This is a genomic window from Dialister histaminiformans (assembly GCF_900103425.1).
GTDB lineage: Bacteria > Bacillota > Negativicutes > Veillonellales > Dialisteraceae > Allisonella > Allisonella histaminiformans.
Map to the genome: position 1 here is coordinate 179,107 of NZ_FMXA01000003.1, position 17,469 is coordinate 196,575.

General features: G+C 48.0%; 13 protein-coding genes, 1 tRNA gene and 1 riboswitch. Of the genes, 1 reads left to right on the plus strand and 13 read right to left on the minus strand.

The window, feature by feature from the left end; translation table 11 throughout:
• Window position 1: 1 nt before the first annotated feature.
• The 12 genes from BLQ79_RS00855 to BLQ79_RS00910 form a co-directional block, all read right to left on the minus strand.
• Window positions 2-505, minus strand: coding sequence for a cell division protein SepF (locus BLQ79_RS00855; RefSeq protein WP_091362837.1), 504 nt, complete (start codon window positions 503-505; stop codon window positions 2-4).
• A gap of 21 nt (window positions 506-526) precedes the next feature.
• Window positions 527-1,219: a YggS family pyridoxal phosphate-dependent enzyme gene (locus tag BLQ79_RS00860; RefSeq protein WP_091362840.1), complete on the minus strand. Its 693-nt coding sequence runs from the start codon at window positions 1,217-1,219 to the stop codon at window positions 527-529.
• 267 nt (window positions 1,220-1,486) lie between these two features.
• On the minus strand, window positions 1,487-1,927 hold the full coding sequence (locus BLQ79_RS00865; protein ID WP_091362842.1) for a cupin domain-containing protein: 441 nt from the start codon (window positions 1,925-1,927) through the stop codon (window positions 1,487-1,489).
• A 5-nt stretch (window positions 1,928-1,932) separates the two neighbouring features.
• Window positions 1,933-3,306 carry an aminopeptidase gene (locus tag BLQ79_RS00870; protein ID WP_091362845.1) on the minus strand — a complete coding sequence of 458 codons (1,374 nt, stop codon included), beginning with the start codon at window positions 3,304-3,306 and terminating at the stop codon, window positions 1,933-1,935.
• 102 nt (window positions 3,307-3,408) lie between these two features.
• The gene (locus tag BLQ79_RS00875) at window positions 3,409-4,116 is read right to left on the minus strand and encodes a thiamine phosphate synthase (RefSeq protein WP_091362848.1); all 708 of its coding nucleotides are present in this window, start codon (window positions 4,114-4,116) and stop codon (window positions 3,409-3,411) included.
• Window positions 4,113-4,430 (minus strand): MTH1187 family thiamine-binding protein, encoded by a 318-nt coding sequence (locus BLQ79_RS00880; protein ID WP_091362850.1) that lies wholly within the window; start codon window positions 4,428-4,430, stop codon window positions 4,113-4,115. Before BLQ79_RS00880 ends, BLQ79_RS00875 begins: the two co-directional genes overlap by 4 nt.
• 10 nt (window positions 4,431-4,440) lie before the next feature.
• Window positions 4,441-5,274, minus strand: coding sequence for a hydroxyethylthiazole kinase (gene thiM, locus BLQ79_RS00885; RefSeq protein ID WP_091362852.1), 834 nt, complete (start codon window positions 5,272-5,274; stop codon window positions 4,441-4,443).
• A gap of 73 nt (window positions 5,275-5,347) precedes the next feature.
• Window positions 5,348-5,446: riboswitch (TPP riboswitch) on the minus strand.
• Between the two features lie 96 nt (window positions 5,447-5,542).
• Window positions 5,543-5,616 (minus strand) — tRNA-Gly (locus tag BLQ79_RS00890).
• 110 nt (window positions 5,617-5,726) lie between these two features.
• Window positions 5,727-7,100, minus strand: coding sequence for a sensor domain-containing diguanylate cyclase (locus tag BLQ79_RS00895; protein WP_091362854.1), 1,374 nt, complete (start codon window positions 7,098-7,100; stop codon window positions 5,727-5,729).
• On the minus strand, window positions 7,097-8,551 hold the full coding sequence (locus BLQ79_RS00900; protein WP_143270037.1) for a PAS domain-containing protein: 1,455 nt from the start codon (window positions 8,549-8,551) through the stop codon (window positions 7,097-7,099). The genes BLQ79_RS00895 and BLQ79_RS00900 overlap by 4 nt, the downstream gene beginning before the upstream one ends.
• A gap of 11 nt (window positions 8,552-8,562) precedes the next feature.
• On the minus strand, window positions 8,563-10,443 hold the full coding sequence (locus BLQ79_RS00905; RefSeq protein WP_091362859.1) for an EAL domain-containing protein: 1,881 nt from the start codon (window positions 10,441-10,443) through the stop codon (window positions 8,563-8,565).
• 76 nt (window positions 10,444-10,519) lie between these two features.
• Window positions 10,520-13,837 carry an EAL domain-containing protein gene (locus tag BLQ79_RS00910; RefSeq protein ID WP_159427809.1) on the minus strand — a complete coding sequence of 1,106 codons (3,318 nt, stop codon included), beginning with the start codon at window positions 13,835-13,837 and terminating at the stop codon, window positions 10,520-10,522.
• Window positions 13,838-14,143: 306 nt separating this feature from the next.
• Here BLQ79_RS00910 and BLQ79_RS00915 point away from each other — a divergent pair, with 306 nt between their 5' ends.
• On the plus strand, window positions 14,144-15,592 hold the full coding sequence (locus BLQ79_RS00915; protein ID WP_091362864.1) for a DUF438 domain-containing protein: 1,449 nt from the start codon (window positions 14,144-14,146) through the stop codon (window positions 15,590-15,592).
• Window positions 15,593-15,954: 362 nt separating this feature from the next.
• On the opposite strand, the gene BLQ79_RS00920 is transcribed toward BLQ79_RS00915, so the two are convergent.
• Window positions 15,955-17,457, minus strand: a complete 1,503-nt coding sequence (locus tag BLQ79_RS00920) for a C69 family dipeptidase (RefSeq protein WP_200779795.1) — start codon at window positions 17,455-17,457, stop codon at window positions 15,955-15,957.
• Between the last annotated feature and the right edge of the window lie 12 nt (window positions 17,458-17,469).

Here is a 17,469-nt window from a genome sequence, read left to right on the forward strand (position 1 = left end):
ATTAAGCCTGCGGAGCCTGCCAACGTGGTTCTTCTGCCTGCGGAGCTTCCTGATTTGTCTTTACATCCGCATAGTTTTCACGTGACACGCTCATATTATTTGGCGCGCAGAGATAAATGCTCTCACTGATCCGGTCAATCTTTCCATCCAGTGCATACATAACCCCCTGAACATAGTCAACGATACGCTGTGCAATGCTATCATCGGTCTGTTCCATGTTCATCACTACCGGGCGGGAAGACTTCAGATGATCTGCAATCTTTTCACAGTCATTGAACACCTTCGGGTTAACTACCACCATAGTATACGGTTTAGCCTGGCGGCCTGGAACCGTAGCTCTTCCTACATTCCTTGCGGCTACAGATCTGGGAACCGCAGGAGCTGCACTGCGAACCGGACGCTGTGGTTCTTCCTCTTCTTCCATCATTTCTTCATCTTCATAGCCTTCATCTTCGTATTCATCATGATCGATGAACTGATCTTTCAGCTTACTGAACATTCCCATACCTTTATCCTCCTCGGTTTATCAGCGGTACACTCTTGCTCCAAAAATAGCGGTACCAATGCGCACCATATTGGCGCCTTCCTCAATTGCAATTTCAAAATCATGGCTCATTCCCATGGACAGGATATGAATCTGTCCTTCTGGGAATTTTTTCTGTAATTTCTTATAAAGCTCATGGCCTTCTCTGAAGACCGGTCTTGTCTTTTCCAGATCTCCGAAATCAGGAGCCATGCACATCAGTCCACATACGCGGATGTTCGGAAGTGCCTTAGCGGCTTCCACCGCTTCTTCAAAGGCATCCGGCTCGATACCTGTCTTGGTCTCCTCACCGGAAATATTGAATTCCAGCAGCACATCCTGCACCTTCCCAATCTGGCCGGCCCTCTTATCGATTTCCTGAAGAATGGAAATGGAATCACCGGACTGAATGAGGTCCGCCATAGCCACTGCCTTCTTCACCTTGTTCTTCTGCAGATGACCCTGCAGATTCCAGGTAATCGGTTCCTGCGACAGGAATTCATACTTTTCTTCCATTTCCTGAACACGGTTTTCCCCCACCTGGGTAACGCCCTGGGCAATCACTTCTTTCATTTCCGAAACCGGATGAAATTTAGTTACTGCCACCAGTGTCACATCCTGCTGATAAGGGGAGCGCATGCGGGCTGCTTCAATTCTATTCTGTACTTCCTTCAACCTTGTAGTTACTTCTGACATAAGTAAAGCCTCTTTATTTTCAAGTCATAAAAAACACATTTAATCTATCATATTGCCCTTTAGTTCTAAGAAAAAGGTAAAAGACCATACTTATACTTTATTATAACACAATTGCTTCTTTCAACAATCAGAAGTCAGCGGAAAAACTGAGAAAAATTCTTAAAATTTTCCGATTTTTTACTTCGTTTTCCCTGTCATCTTTCTCCAGCGCCTCAGACAGAAAAAATTCAGCCATTATAGATGACTGAATTTTCTTTCCCTGTCCTGTTATTCTTTTAAAAAGGCCGCTATATCCGGATGGGACCTGAGCTCTGCCAGCTCTTCCTCCGAAGGATATACAGGGATATCCCTCTTTGTATTTACCATACAGAAAAAGCCAAGCGGCTCACCGCAATCCGCGCGGAACTGGTGAAACTGCCATGGCGGAATGGTGATAAAATCCCCTTCTTCCACTTCCACCACATCATGCCCCAGCAGGGCGTGCCCGCGTCCACGGAAAATAATGACCATATGCATATGTTCATGATGCTCCAGTGAAGAGAAGCCATCCTTTTCCACCTGGAAATACCGAAACTGCACCGGGAGATCCTCTTCATTATCAAAAAGAACCTGTTTGGTCACATCGCGAAAAACTCCGGGATTTTTCTTGTAAATATGCGGTTCAATCCCATCCCAGCGAAAATTTTCCTTATGAAACTTTCGTATCATAACGTTTATCTGCTTTCAAAGAATGCCTTATAGGCCAGATAGGTTTCATAGGCATCCGCCTTGGACAGCAGATCATAAGGAGAATGCATGGACAGCATAGCGGTGCCGCAGTCCACAACTTCGCATCCCCAGTCAGCCATCATGAACGCAATGGTTCCGCCGCCGCCCTGATCGACCTTGCCAAGTTCACCAATCTGCCATGCTACGCCGGCTTCATTGAAAATGGTTCTGACCTTGTGCATAAATTCCGCATTGGCGTCATTGCTTCCTGCCTTGCCGCGCGCACCGGTGTACTTGGTGAGGGCAATACCATATCCCAGGAGAGAAGAGTTATCCTTTTCGGTAACTTCCGGGAACATAGGATCCATGCAGCTGTTAACATCGGCAGAGAGCATTTCACTGTTTTCCATGGTTTCATAGAATTCCAGCAAAGAGCCGTTGCCCTGCAGAGCCAGCATCTTCATAACCACCTTGACGAAATAGGAGGATTCCATCCCTGTATTACCGTAGGAACCGATTTCTTCCTTGTCAGTCAGCAGAGCCGCCTGGGTATATTCACCAGGTTCTGCATGAAGGATGGCTTCCAGGTTGGCGTAAGAGCATACTCTGTCATCCTGACCATAGGAGGCGATGAGAGAACGGTCAAATCCCACATCGCGGCTCTTAGTGGCCGGAACCAGTTCCAGTTCTGCGGTGGCAAAATCTTCTTCTTCAATGCCATAAGTATCCTTGAAGAATTTCATCAGCGCATCCTTAGCAGCCAGATTTTCTTCGCTGTGAGTTGCGCAGATGGCCTGAAGCTGTTCTCCGGTAATACCCTGAGCCAATGTCTTCTTCATCTGGTCCTGTGCCATGTGGATAAGCAGGTCAGAAATATAGAATACCGGGTCATCATCCTTCATCCCTACATTGATTTCCACCTTTTTCCCGCTGCGGGTATATACTACCCCGATGAGTGCCATAGGAATGCAGGTCCACTGATACTTCTTGATTCCACCATAATAATGGGTCCGGAAATAAACCACTCCATCGCTTTCATGTACCGGATTCCCCTTAAGATCCAGACGCGGTGTGTCCAGATGAGATCCTACAATCTTGAGCCCATCATGAACCGGCTTTTTGCCGATTACCGCCAGCACCACAGATTTCCCCTTCTGATTCCAGAACACCTTATCTCCCGGCTTAAGTTCCTTCATGTCATAGAGCGGCTTAAATCCTGCTTCTTCCGCCTGGCGGAGAATTTCTGTCACAGCCAGTCTTTCTGTGCGGGCGGTATCCAGAAACTTCTTATATCTTTCCCCATATTCCATAGTGGCCTTGCGTTCTTCTTCATTCATTCGAGCCCATACGGGTTTTGTTCTGCTATAGGTTTCTTTCATATATGCCTCCTGTTTAAATGAGTATCATTTGCAATAGCTACAGAAATATTATATATGAAGGGGCTAAAAAAATCACCCTTCCCGCTTTCCATGGACATAGATTCAGTCAGCAGATTTACGCCCCTTCCACAATCCGGTCATTTCCCGGGCCGCTGCCAGAGGATCAGTTGCCCCGGCCACAGCACTGATGACAAAGAAGCCATCTACTCCGGTGGCTTTCAGCGCCTTCAGGTCCCTGGCTTTCACACCGCCGCCTACCACTACAGGTACCGGGCTGATTTCATGCAACGTTTTCAGTTCTTCCAGACTTCGGGTTACCACCGTTCCATCAGGAAGCCTCCCACAATCTTTCTTTGAAGGCGTCTCATGAAGCGGACCTGCTCCAAAATAATCGATATACCGGGTATCATAATGAGCTACATAATCCAGCAACTCCTCTGTTCTGGCAGAAAGACCGACAACCGAATCCTTCCCCAGATATTTACGGCACACTTCCACTGGAATGTCGCTCTGTCCCACATGGATTCCATCCACCTTTATTCCTGCTTCTCTGGCTGCCAGTACCACATCGAGGCGGTCATCTACCAGAAGCACTACCGAATCTGACTTCCCGCTTTCCGCAATCACCTGGGCCGTCTCTTTACAGAGGGAAATCATTCCCCGGGCGGATGCCACCTTCGACCGGAGCTGAACACAGGTAAATCCGCCATCCAGTGCTGCCTTTACTATATCTCTGACCGACCGGCCCTTTGTATTTTCCGGGCCCACCACCAGATAGGCTGAAATGTCCAGTACGCTGCGCATATTCATAAGACCTTTCCTTCTTTCTTCTGAATCTGTTCTTCCATCCGTTTTATCTTTCCATGCATCATATCCGTATATCCAGGACGGATATCTGCTTTAAGTACCACTTCCGTACGTATTCCTCTTTCCGCCAGGACCATAGTGGCCCGCTTCACTATGGCCATGACCTCATCCCATTCCCCTTCTATCTCTGTAAACATGGAATAAGTCTGACATGGCAGACCGGAATCCCGTATCACCTTCACCACTTCCCCCACATAGGAAGACATCTCATCTCCGGTCCCACAGGGAGCAATGGCTACCGCAATCAGTGCATTCATCGTCTTCTCCTTATGCTTTACATGCATCCATGGCATTGGATGCCACATCATCAGCTGACAGATTGTACATAGTGTCCAGGAATATCTTTTCAAATGAACCCGGCCCCCGGGCCTCCTTTTCAGCCCGCTTTCCTGCTGCATTGTACATGTTTACTGCCGTAATCGCCGCAGCAAACGGATCCGTTACTGCCGCATAGACCGCACATACCCCGCCAAGTGAGCATCCGGATCCGGTCACCTTCGTAAAAAGAGGACTTCCTCCATAGCTCCTGACAACCACATCCCCATCCGTGACTACATCCACCGCTCCGGACACAGCGACTGCGCCATGAATGAACCTGGCCAGTGCCCTGGCTGCCATTACCGCAGAATCCACTGAATCGGTAGCATCTACACCGCGCACACCATCTTTAGCTACGCCTGTATCGAGTCCCCAGAGATTGGCCAGAGCGATAATTTCCGAAGCATTTCCCCGGACAATGGCCGGAGGCATAGCCTTCATCTGACGCAGAAGTTCTGTACGCAGGCTTCCCAGACCAATTCCTACCGGATCCAATACCCATGGCTTACCCGCGTCAGCCAATGCCCTTATAGTCCGAGGCAGGGTTTCTGCATACACAGGAAACAGCGTCCCCATGTTGATATAAAAAGCCTGGCATATGCTGCTGATTGCCTCCCCCTCATCAGGAAGATATACCATGGCAGCCGAACCTCCACAGGCCAGCTGCGCATTGGCTACCAGATTGATGGTTACTGTATTGGTAATGGACGGAACCAGCGGACACTCCTTCCTTGCCGCTTCCACGGCCTGCCTTATCTTTTTTCTCAGTTCCCTTTCTGTCATTATGTGCTCCTTTCTATGCAGCGGACATTAAAAAAGCCCGCTGCCGCGAGCCTGGTTCTGCATGGTATTGTCCCATGAGCTTTTTATTGCTCCCTGCGTAAGTCTTAACTCAATCAGGTGCCAAGGGTTTAGACCAGGTCATTCTCAACATATAGTTCCCCTGCAATAAGCTGATTTAATTTTATCACAGTTATGAGCCAAAGGCTCCTCTGTTTTTTCACACAAAAAACCCACCGTCCTGTTTCTGAACGGTGGTTTTTTCTATCTGTGGAGCGGATGAAGGGAGTCGAACCCTCCTGTCCAGCTTGGGAAGCTGGCGTTCTACCGATGAACTACACCCGCATGAATACAGGTATAGTATATCACACATAAAAGAATTACGGAATGTCAAAATCGATTTTTATTTTCTTCATGCACAATACATCCATCCAATATCCATATAGCGTTGTATTTCATCGATATCTGGGATGATTCTGATAATATTCCCGTTTATCCTGATACATTCTCTGATCCGCCCGAATTGCAGCCTGCTGAATCCCCCGATGATCACTGACGGCATAACCAATGGCAAAAGAAAAAGATTCCTTCTGCATCGCGTCCTTTATCTCTCTGGTTTTACCTCTCATTTTCTCTTCCGTAGTACCAGGGGTAACGATGACAAACTCATCACCGCCAGACCGATATATATTGTCCCTGGGAAAATAATTGCACAGGAACTCTGCCAGATTTTGCAGCAGCCTATCCCCTTCTGCATGCCCCTGGGTATCATTAACATACTTCAATCCATTCACATCGATAAACAGCACGCCCAGCTGAGACTCTCCGGCATGCTGGTTAAAATAAATATCCATGGCATTCCGGTTTTTAACGCCAGTCAGGCTGTCCTTTCCAGATGCAAATTCCAGCTGTTCAAGAAGACGCCGATTGGCCACATACATAGCCATGAAGGCTCCCACCGTTTCCAGCAGGTACCGGGTATTCATCATTTCATTTTCTTCGTAATTGTCCGCCACCAGAAACCCTATGAGCTTCCCCTGGTAATACAGAGGCGTACTCATCAAGTTTCTGATATTCTGCCTTTTTAAAATATTGTATCCGTCAATATCCCCCTGCTTCCGCAGCTCTTCAATATCCGGAATTACCACACTGGTATCTGTTTCCAGACACTTTTCCCAGCTTAGCATGTACTCATCATAGGAAAGATTCTGCAATGACTCTATTTCTGATTTCACTCCGGGAGCGCACCACTCATAGGTATTGCTTATAGTTTTCCGGTCTGTTTCCAACACATACAGCCGATCCGGGTGAATCGCTTCTGATAAATCCGACAGAATCCCCTGCATGGCCCGGGAAAAACATGGTTCAGACACAAGACGGCGTATAACCCGGATAACCGTTTCATTGGTTGTATTGGCTCTGCGCAGCCGTCTTCGTCTGGCCTCTTCCTCCGAGATATCCACGCAGGACACTATACATTCATGAGCCATATGCACAGGGGAAACGGAAAAACGAATCCATTTTCCAAGGATATCGGCATACAACTTGCCTTTCATTACCCTTTCCCCCTCTATCACTGCTTCCATAGCAGATATCCAGCCCGACTCTTTTTCTGTAATTCCCGCCTGAATGAAAGATTTTCCTATAAGGAAGTCTCTGTGCTTTCCCGTAAGCTGGCAAAATGCAGAATTGACATAGCGGATTCTATATATTCTCCCGGACCGGCTGTCTGCCATTTCCACAATGCAGGAGGGTACCTGCAGCAGGTCCATAGCCTCATCTATCCATCCCCCGGTGATTCTCTTATCTATCTTCTTATCTGTACTCATTCCGCGTACCTCGTTTCCAGCAAAGTTTCCAGACCTATCCCCAGATTTTTAATGAGTCCCTTCATTCCGTCGTCACTGAATAAGAGGCATTGTACTTTCATCTGCACCGTAACTGGATACCCATCGATTTCCTGGATGGCATACACTCCCTGCTGAATCGTCCGTCCAACCTCTTCTGCTTCGGCCCTGCTCTGTACCTGCATGAGCGCAAGGAAGCGTTTCCTTTCCACGCGCCCCAGCACCCCATGAATCCCCAATATTCTGCGAATCCGGTCGCTGATAGCTCGCACCAGTTTCCGTTCGATTTCCACACCATAGGACTGCAGCGTGTTTTCAAGAGAAAGAATCTCGATGTCCATCATAGTAAAATTCTGCTTGTTCCGTGCATACGTTTCATAGTATCGGCTGAGCCTGTCCATGATTCCTATCAGGTTAAGCGCCCCGCTATCAATATCCGAATACAACAACCGGGGAAACAGCTGCTGTCGTTCTGCCTCCTCCTGAAGGTCGGTAAAATAGCCTATCAGTCCCTGAATCTCCCCCTGCCGGTACAGCGGCACCTTCGTGGCCATGATGGCATGTTCTATACCATTCACTATACAGTGCCCCGGCATGTTGATAACCAGTCTGCCCCGATGAATACAATTTTCTTCGGCTTCCTGGAATCCGTGATCATTCACATGCCATCCCATATCTTCATCGGTCTTGCCGATCAGATCCCTGCGCTGGATGCCATAATAGTCCAGGAAGGCGCGGCTGGCTCCCAGGAATCTCCGTTCGCTGTCTTTCCAAAACAATTTAATCGGGGAAAAACTAAGTACACTTTCCCATATATCCCGGGCCAGCGCATTCTTCTCACTTCCATCCGTCGCCAGATGCAGACTTTCTATAATCGCTTCGGTAATTTTCCGGTTATCCATACGGGTTTCTGCCGTCGCATATATCAGATGATTCTTTTCTGCCAGCGCAAAGAGAAAATGAATACTCCAGGAATAACTGCCATCTGCATTCTTTGTCCTGAACAAATCTTGCAAATATCCACTCTGCTGCAATCGCTCTGACAGACTCTTCCTGTCAATCCATACCGCATAACGATCCCAATCCTCCGGATGCACATACTTCCGGTATCTTCCTGCCGTCCAGGCCGAAGGTTTTCCAACACTCCCTAAAGGAACAGAAGTACGGTTTATCAGCATATGATTGTAATCCTTCTCCAGATTCCAGAACATGGCTACCCGGTAAAAGGAATTAAGAATCACCGACATGGAATGTTCAGATGCATCCCATTCCCCGATTTCCCGATTCAACATCTGAATCCTGCAGGAGTATACCCGCCGCCATCCAGTCTTCCCCAGAAGTTGAACCCTCATACGCAGATAGATATGCCCATAATTATATTCCTGTTCATTACTATCCCCTTCTTCATTCACCGAGAACAACAGGTCACGCATTCGTTCCCATTTTATTCCTTCCAGCGAATGCAAAATACGATGCGCGACTTCTTCCTCAGTGCCCCCCCCAGCATTTTCAAAATGCTCAGATATTCCGGATTAATGTACAGATACCGTACCGATTCTCCATCCGTTTCCACTACACAGAATGGTCCTGGTGTCAGGAAATCTGCCCGCCCTGCCTTTTCATAAAGCCCCTTATCCTTCCGCATCTCTACAGGCAGTTTTCTTTTCTGCATTGCTTCCAGAATCCGGTCATAAGAATCCGGCCGTGCCAGCACATATCCCTGCACCTTTTCACAGCCTATGCTCTTCAGAAATCTATACTCTTCTTCCGTCTCAATTCCTTCTGCCAGCGTATGGGTATGCAGCCGTTTCGCCATAGACACGACAGACTTAACGATTTTTCTTGATTTATCAGAGAAGGTAGAAAAGAAATCCATATCTAGCTTGATTTCATCAAAGTCATAGTCTTTCAGCAGATTCAGCGATGAATACTGACTTCCAAAATCATCCATCCACACCGCATATCCCAGCTGATGAAATTTTTCAATGGTTTCATATATCACATCCCGGTCATCCATCAGTACAGATTCTGTGATTTCCACATAAAGCATATCTTTGGGCACGCGATACTTTTTCGCCTGCTCATCGACAAAATCCACCATATCTTCTACCAGTAAATCATAACGAGACAGGTTAAAGGAAACCGGGAGAACCGTCTTCCCCTGATTTATCCGGCTTTCATATTCCTGGCAGATGCTCTGCACCATATATTTGTCCAGTTTGATAATCTGCTTTGTCTTTTCCAGTACCGGAATAAACTCTGCCGGGCGAAGCATACCATGCTGCGGATCAATCCAGCGGGCCAGCGCTTCCATACTACAGATAGAATCAGTGACTGTACGTATCACCGGTTGGTAGAAAACATGAATCCACCCCTTCTCTACTGCCTCATCAATATGTGCTGCCACATATCGCTCCATGGCCTGCTGCCTCGCCATACGACTGTCATACCAGGCCGTGTCCCGTTCCATATCCCGATAAACGCTACGGCAGGCCTCTTCCGCACAGCTCATGCAGACACTGGCCTGAATCTCTCCAGCAGGCACCTCATAAATCCCTGCATCCAGGATAAGATGCCACTCCGGATGATGTTTCTGAACCATACTGCGTATCCCGGAAATTTCGGTTTCCACATTCTTTTTACTGGTGAGAAGGCAGAAATGATCAACGGAATACCGTACTACCGGATCCCCGGGGAAAGCATGCACGAGCAGCTCGGCCAGCAGACGAATACAGTCATCTCCTGCCTCCATACCAAATCGTTCATTGAGCAAACGGAATCCCTCTACATTGAGAAATATAAATACCCGGGGCTCCCGATCCGGCAAATCCTGATCCATTTCCAGAATATCCTGGACCCGTCTTATAAACTGCGTATGTCCGGAAAAGCCAGTAAGCCGGTCGATATTAGACCGGGCCAGCTGTTTTTTATACACGCTGGCATATATCAGCTTCCCCAGCCGTTCATCTTCTTCCACTCGTCCGAAGATTTCCACTTCCTGAATCTGTCCATCCCGGGAACGGGTACGAAATTCCACATTGCCCACGCCGCCCTGCACCTGCCTGAACTGCTGTATCATTTCCATTTCTGCACGCTTTACATCAGCTGGCAAGGCCGCCTTCAGCATCGATGCCCCCAGGAAGTCCATCAGTTCCTTTCCACTGGTGCAACCCCAGATCTCTGCGGCCTTGCGGTTCGCATAGAGAATTTCATAGGATTCACTCACCCGATAAATGATAATTCCTCCGGGAAGCCTTTCCAGGTCCTGATGAATTGGCATCATGCCGGCTTCCTGCTCATCGTCTCCATGCCATTTTTCCTTCATAACTTACACCTCATCTACACTGATATCTGCTACGGGTATGATCACAATCCGGATGTCTCTGATTTCCAGAGTTATTTCACGGCCGTAATGTCTGTTCTGCCCTGTCAGCAGAAAATCGTTTTATTCCTTCCATGATAGCCTGCCACATGATTTCCACGCCCTGCTCACTGAAAGGTGCTCCCCGGCATTCTGCCTGTACAGTAATGGATATATTGTCCACCTCATGGATATTCCATACTGCCTCTTTAATCTTTTCCATCCATTCCGTAATTTCATCCCGTTTACGAAAATGGATAATCGCCAGGAACTGGTCTTCTGACAGCCGGGCCAGCTCCCCATGATTTCCCAGCACCTGCTGCAGAGTTCCGGTAATATGCTTCACCACAAGCTGTGTAAACCTTTCCCCATAGGAGGACCAGATTTCATCCATCCCCCGAATGTGAATGTCCGCCAGTGCAAAATCAACCCCCAGCTGATGATACGACCGGGCAAAACGGTACACCTCTCCGGCCAACCCATTATGATTCATCACTCCGGTCAGCGAGTCCACGGTAAGCAACCGCTGACGCTGTGCCTCTACCGCCTTCATTTCCTCCTCGCTGAAAAAATAGCCAATCAGCCCGATAACCTCTCCATTGGTGAATACAGGAATCTTAGAGGAATAAATATGCCGGGACATGCCACCCACCGTAACCTGCCCCTCTGTATTCATAATAGCTTTTCCTTCCTGCATACACTGGTCTTCATCATCTATATACAGCCGGCGGTCAATAACCCAGTTTCCAATTTCTTCTTCTTTCTTACCCACAATATCTTTCAAAGACACTCCATAGTAAGTAAGGAAGCTGTGACTTGCCCCCAGGAACCGGTGCTCTCTGTCTTTCCAGAAGAATTTGAATGGCATGAAATCCACCAGGGAATCCCATAGTTCTGCCCGGAGCAGTACCGCATCTCGTGGATTGGATGCCTGTCCCTTGCTGCTGTTTTCATACATCGCCGCCACCACATCCTGCGAATCAAAGGTAATGGCCGATGTAAGGTAGAGCAGCTGTCTGTCCGGGTCTGAGAATCTGGCAATAATATGGATTCGCCATGGATAACTTCCATCATCAGCCCGGGTACGGAAAAGCCCGGCCACATACTGTCTTCCCTGCAGTGCTTTCTTCAGTTTTTCCCGATCAACAAATGCAGCATACCGATCCTGATCCATAGGATGAATCAGCCGGCGATATCCCCTCTGCGTCCATTCTGACAGATTGGTCCCTGCCAGCAGTCCCTCGGGTACCCCGGTGTAATTGAAAACAACCTGTATTTTATTCTCCGGCACCGACACAATTGACGCATATCGGAAAATCTGACTGATATTTCTAGCCACCGCTTCCCCCATCTGCGAATACCGGTTTCCCCTGCTTTTCACCATGGTAAGACTGCAGGCATACAGACGGCGGTCTTCCCCTTTAAGAACCGATACAACCCGTGCTTCCAGCCGGATATAGATATATCCATGAGCCATATAAGTGACGCCTTCACTGCCTTCCTGTTTCAAGGTCTGCAGGAAATCAATGGTCTGTCCCCATGGTGCAGATGGTTCTTCCACCCTGAGTTTTCTACCGGTAATTTTACAAAGCTCATCCAGCAGCTTCTTATAGTCCTGTCGGATATACAGCGGTGTCAGCGTCTGTCCATTAAGTTCGGCAAGAGCCAATGGGGTATCCTGCTGAAAATCCACCTTTATCGCCTTATCTATGAACCGGCGGATGCGCCTTGGCTCAATCTGCACGCCCAGTTTCTTTACCTGTTCCAGTGTCGCATCATATGGTGCCGGTTTTCCAATGTAATATCCCTGCGCACGTTCACAGCCAATCCGCTTCAGAAACTCAAATTCCTCCGCTGTCTCTACCCCTTCTGCCAGGGTCTGACTGTGGAGCTCCTTGATCATCCGCACCATGGTCATAACGATGTGCTTCGATTTCTGTGTGAAGGTGGAGAAGAACTTCATATCCAGCTTAATCTTGTCAAAGTCATAATCCTTCAGCAGATTCAACGACGAATACCCGCTGCCAAAATCGTCCATCCACACCTGATAGCCCGCTTCATGAAGCCTCCTGACCGCTGATGCAATTACTTCCACTTCGCTGACCATCATCGATTCCGTGATTTCCACATGAATCATATCTTTGGGCACATGATGCGTCCGCACTTCATCTTCAATAAACGACACAATGTCCCCGGTAAGGAAATCATATCGCGACAAATTAAAAGAAACAGGAACTACCTCTTTCCCCTGGCTTACCCGCTTTTCATATTCCCGGCAGACAAGGGATATCATAGCCCGGTCCAGTTTATGAATCTGCTTCTTTTCTTCCAATATGGGAATGAATTGTCCCGGAACAAGGAACCCGAAATTCGGATCCTCCCAGCGAGCCAGCGCTTCCATGCTGCAGAGTGCCATATTGACCGGCCTCACTACCGGCTGATAATATACCTTAATCCATCCCCGGGAAACCGCCTCTTCCAGATGTCCTTCAATATACCGCGCAAAGGCAATCTCCTTTTCCAGTGCCCTGTCATAATAAGCAATCCGTTTCCCGTTCGTTCCGGTCAGGCTGCGGCAGGCCTGCATAGCGTGACTCATACATACACCTACAGGAAGTTCCCTGGACGGCATGAGAAACACCCCGATGTTCACCACACATTTCCATTCCGGAGACATCTGCTTTTTCAACAGTTCCCTGTATATTTCCAATGCGTCATCCATATGTGCGGTTTGCGTAAACACATAAAATGTATCCACCGCATAACGGCATACAATCCCACCGGAAAAAACCCGGGTAAGAATGCCGGCCAGACGCTTCAGGCAAAGATCGCCCTCCCTGAGTCCAAATCGTTCATTAATCAGTCGGAATCGTTCAATATTAAAGGCCAGAACCGCATATTTCCCTGCCTCAGTACCATTTCGGCACAGTGCCTCCACATGGCTGGAGAACTGCATAGGTCCCGGCAATCCGGTCAGCATGTCCACATCGGATTCTTCCGCATTGTGCACCGTTACACAGGCATAAATGAGCCCATCCTGCACCTCTCTCCGTCCGGACATGTGGACAAAGCGCATGGCCCCCTTGCGGGTAAGAATACGGAACGTGATCTGAAACTCATTCTTTTCTCCGTCAGACACCTGCGATATATCCTGAAATACCCGATCCATATCTCCCGGATATATACCATGAGAAAGCCCTGCATTCCAGTATGCCAGAAGCTCCTCTTCATCCTGGCAGTCCCACACCTGTGCTGCCCGTCGGCTGGCAAACAGAATATGATTATAATCTCTGCTATCAAACACCAGAACCCCAAAGGGAATTTTTTCCAATGCCTGGTTATCTATGTGCGTCCCCATGCAGAACTCCTTCCTGCCCATCTGATTTATTTTTATACCAGATAGTGTCTCTTTTAAGGAAGAAGCACCATCTGCTGCTAGTTTCCACGTCCGATTCGTACTCTGACTGCTCTGATTTCACAAATGTAAACTTTATCGATTTTATTGTATGCCCCTACCGCTCTGCACGTCAAGAAATCCCCTGCCCCTTTCCCCTGACCTGAGCCGAGATAGTATAAAGTGGATAAGTATTGTGTACATTGCCATATTCCCTTATACTAAAAGGGAGATATTTCCATCATATTCATATAAGAAAAGGATAAATCTATGGATAAAATTGTAGATCTGAATAAAACCGTATATGACCTGGTTCAGGAATTCCCGGAAGTAAAAGATGTACTGGCTTCCCTTGGTTTTTCAAAAATCACCAGCCCGATGGCTCTCAAGGTTATGGGCCGCGTCATGACCATCCCCAAGGGTGCTGCCATGATGGGTATTCCCATGGAAACCATCATCAGAGCCTTTGCTTCCCGCGGTCTTACCGTAAAAGATGCGCCACCTGCCACAGAGTCAGAACAGCAGGCGGAAATACAGAGCCATGCAGAAAAAATCAAACAGCTTCTCAAACGGCTCGGTGCCGGTGAAGATTTTGAATCGGTGCGAAAAGACTTTGTCACAGACTTCGGCCAGGTATCCGCTCACGACATCATGAAAGCCGAACAGAGCCTTATCGCCGAAGGAGAAGATCCAGCCCGTATCCGCAAGCTCTGCGACCTTCACTCCACCTTATTCCACGGCCGCACAGAAATGGAAATCCTGTCTGAAGAAAAAAGAAAGCAGAAAGCCGGGCTGTCCCAGATTCCATCCGGTCATCCGGTAGACTATTTCTTCCATGAAAATACAGCACTGACCAAAGAGCTGGACCTCCTGTCTGTCCTTCTGTTCAAAGGCGACAAAGTGCGTATCATAGAATCTCTGAAAACACTGAAAAAAGTGCGTGTTCTCTACAGTAAAAAAGAGGAGCTTCTCATGACGGTACTGGTGCGTTACGGCGTAACCGGCCCCTCGGAAGTCATGTGGGGTGTAGATGATGAAATCCGCATGGACCTTTCCCGCATTCTCCACCGACTGACAAGAGAAGAGGTATCTGCTCTCAAAGAGACCATAAAGGCAGTAATTACCCGGATGAAAGAAATGATTTACAAGGAAGAACATATCCTCTTTCCACTCTGCCTGTCCCATTTTACCGATGAAGAATGGGTGGATGTATACCGGGATCTCCATGAAATGGGGCCTGCCTTTATTCAGGAAATACCCAGCTGGCCACACGGGGACGAAGTACTTTCCCGCCGGAAGGCTTCCCAGAATGAAACAGAAGCTATTCAGGACGGAACCCTGTCATTCTCCGGCGATGGCGTAAAAAGCCCGGCCGGGACCCTGACCATGGCGCAGATGAAATCCATACTTTCTCTGCTTCCCCTGGATATTACAGTTATCGATGAACAGGAAATCAACCGATTCTATAAGAATACCGACCGGGTATTCTCCCGTCCTCTGTCTACCCTGAACCGCCCCACCTATGACTGTCATCCGCCATATATCAAGCCCATGGTGGAACGCATGATCCGTCAGTTTAAAGAAGGATCCAGCGACAAGCAGGTCCGTACCTTCCCCAAAGACGGCAAAATGGTCACTGTAACCTATGCCGCCATGCGGGATGAAAAAGGCAACTATCTTGGAACCGTGGAGTTCATTCAGGAAAGCGAGCAAAAATGAGCGGCGCTCATCTACTCGAAACGGCAAGCCTTCGGCTCGAGGTCGCAAGAGTCCTTCAGAATTCTCAGAATGGTATAAAACATCCTGCTTTGCAGGATAAAACAGGATAATCCATTTACAGAATGACAAAAAGCAGAAAGAATCTGGAAATCAGTCAGATTCTTTCTGCTTTTTTACCATGTGACCATTCGTAAAATCCATTCCAGGAAAAAGTTTTTACTTTCTCACAGTTCCGGCCTTTGGACGTTAAGTCACAACCCTGAGCTGAAGGTTACAGCCCATGAGCATCAGCTCATCCTCACTTGATTAACTGAATCCATCAAGCCTTCCCCTCAAATCTCGTCACTCATCCCTGTCTTTTTTCAGAATCCTTCAAAATGATAAGCACTTTCTGTATCCTTCAGAATCTGTGCCATCAGGGTATGTGTCAGTTCTTCTGCCACCTGGAGACCGCCGGTGAGGGTCTTATCTTCAAAATTCTGAAGAATAGCCTGCGCCTGAATCGGATTATCCTTATACACCGCCAGATACTGTTTCTCCATTTCGGCCTGTTCTTTAGCTACTTTGGCTTCATAGTCTGCGTAGGTCTTCTTTACTATAGGTGCATACTTGTTGTAATTGGTCATAGCCAGTACCTGCGGTTTTCTGTAAATCCAGCTGGCTGCCTTTTCATTCAGAGGGGTTTCTCCCGCATGATAGGCATCCGGTACACTGGTGAGGCCCTGATAGAACGGCAGGAACAATCCCAGGTCGGCCATGCCGTATTCCATATAGTTGACTGATCCGATAGCTGCCGGCAGGTCCGGACGTACCGTCAGGATATGCACTTCTTCGCAGCGCATAACGGAAATCGGGCGATACGGTTCATTAGGATTTGCGTTAGCATACGGATCATGTTCAGTGCCGTTGTAGTGATCTCTTTCCAGAGCCTTCAAATCTTCCACTGACAGTTTTCTGGATGGAGTAATCAGCACCGGAGCTGCCGTAGTACCACTGTCAGCAACTGTCGTAGTCATGGACGGATTAATCAGATGCTGCAGGCGCCATACTCTCGGGTAGTTATACGTTTCATCATTCTTTCGTTCTTCAAAGTAAGCCTTATGGAAATCAAATGCCCCGTCTTTCGGATTATACAGGCCATTCTTTTCCGCAAAGGAAATTACGGTAGGAGAAGCCATGTAATTTTCCTTATCCGCAGGATCATAAGTTCTGAGCCGGCCTTCGTTGGCAGAAACAAATACCTTGTCAGACGGCAACTTCATAGCCATCCACTGGTGTCCCCCTGCATTTTCCAGATACCAGATGCCTTCCGTATCAATAAAGGCAGCGCCAAAACCTTCTCCGGAACCCATGGTTTCAATCATATGTCCTAACCGGGTTACCCCATCTTTAGCCGACTTCGCATAGGGAAGAACAGCGTCCAGCATTTCATTTTCTGTAATTCCTGTATCTTCCAGATAAGGGTCCACTTTCAGCATATTGTCGCTGGAATAAATGGTTTCCGTAGCACTTTCGCCAACCCCCAGTTCATTGAAACCGGCTTCACTGTACCCATACCCATCCTTTTCATTGCCAAGGTCCGGATTTCCCGTATAAGCCATAGCGGTCTGCGGCAGTGCCATCTTAAAAGTATCCCTGTCATAGGCTTTGAAATTTCCTGTCTGATTTGTCTTCTTCGGATGTACGATAAATTCCATATTTTCCGTACCATTGGAAGAATCCACCGCACGGGCTACCATCCAGGAACCATCCACACTGGCATCCTTACCTACCAGAATCGTAGTGCAGGCCATGGATACAGCCGGAATACAGAACATCATCGCTGAGAGCACGCAGGCTTTTAACATTTTCTTACGGATAGACATAACAATCTCCTT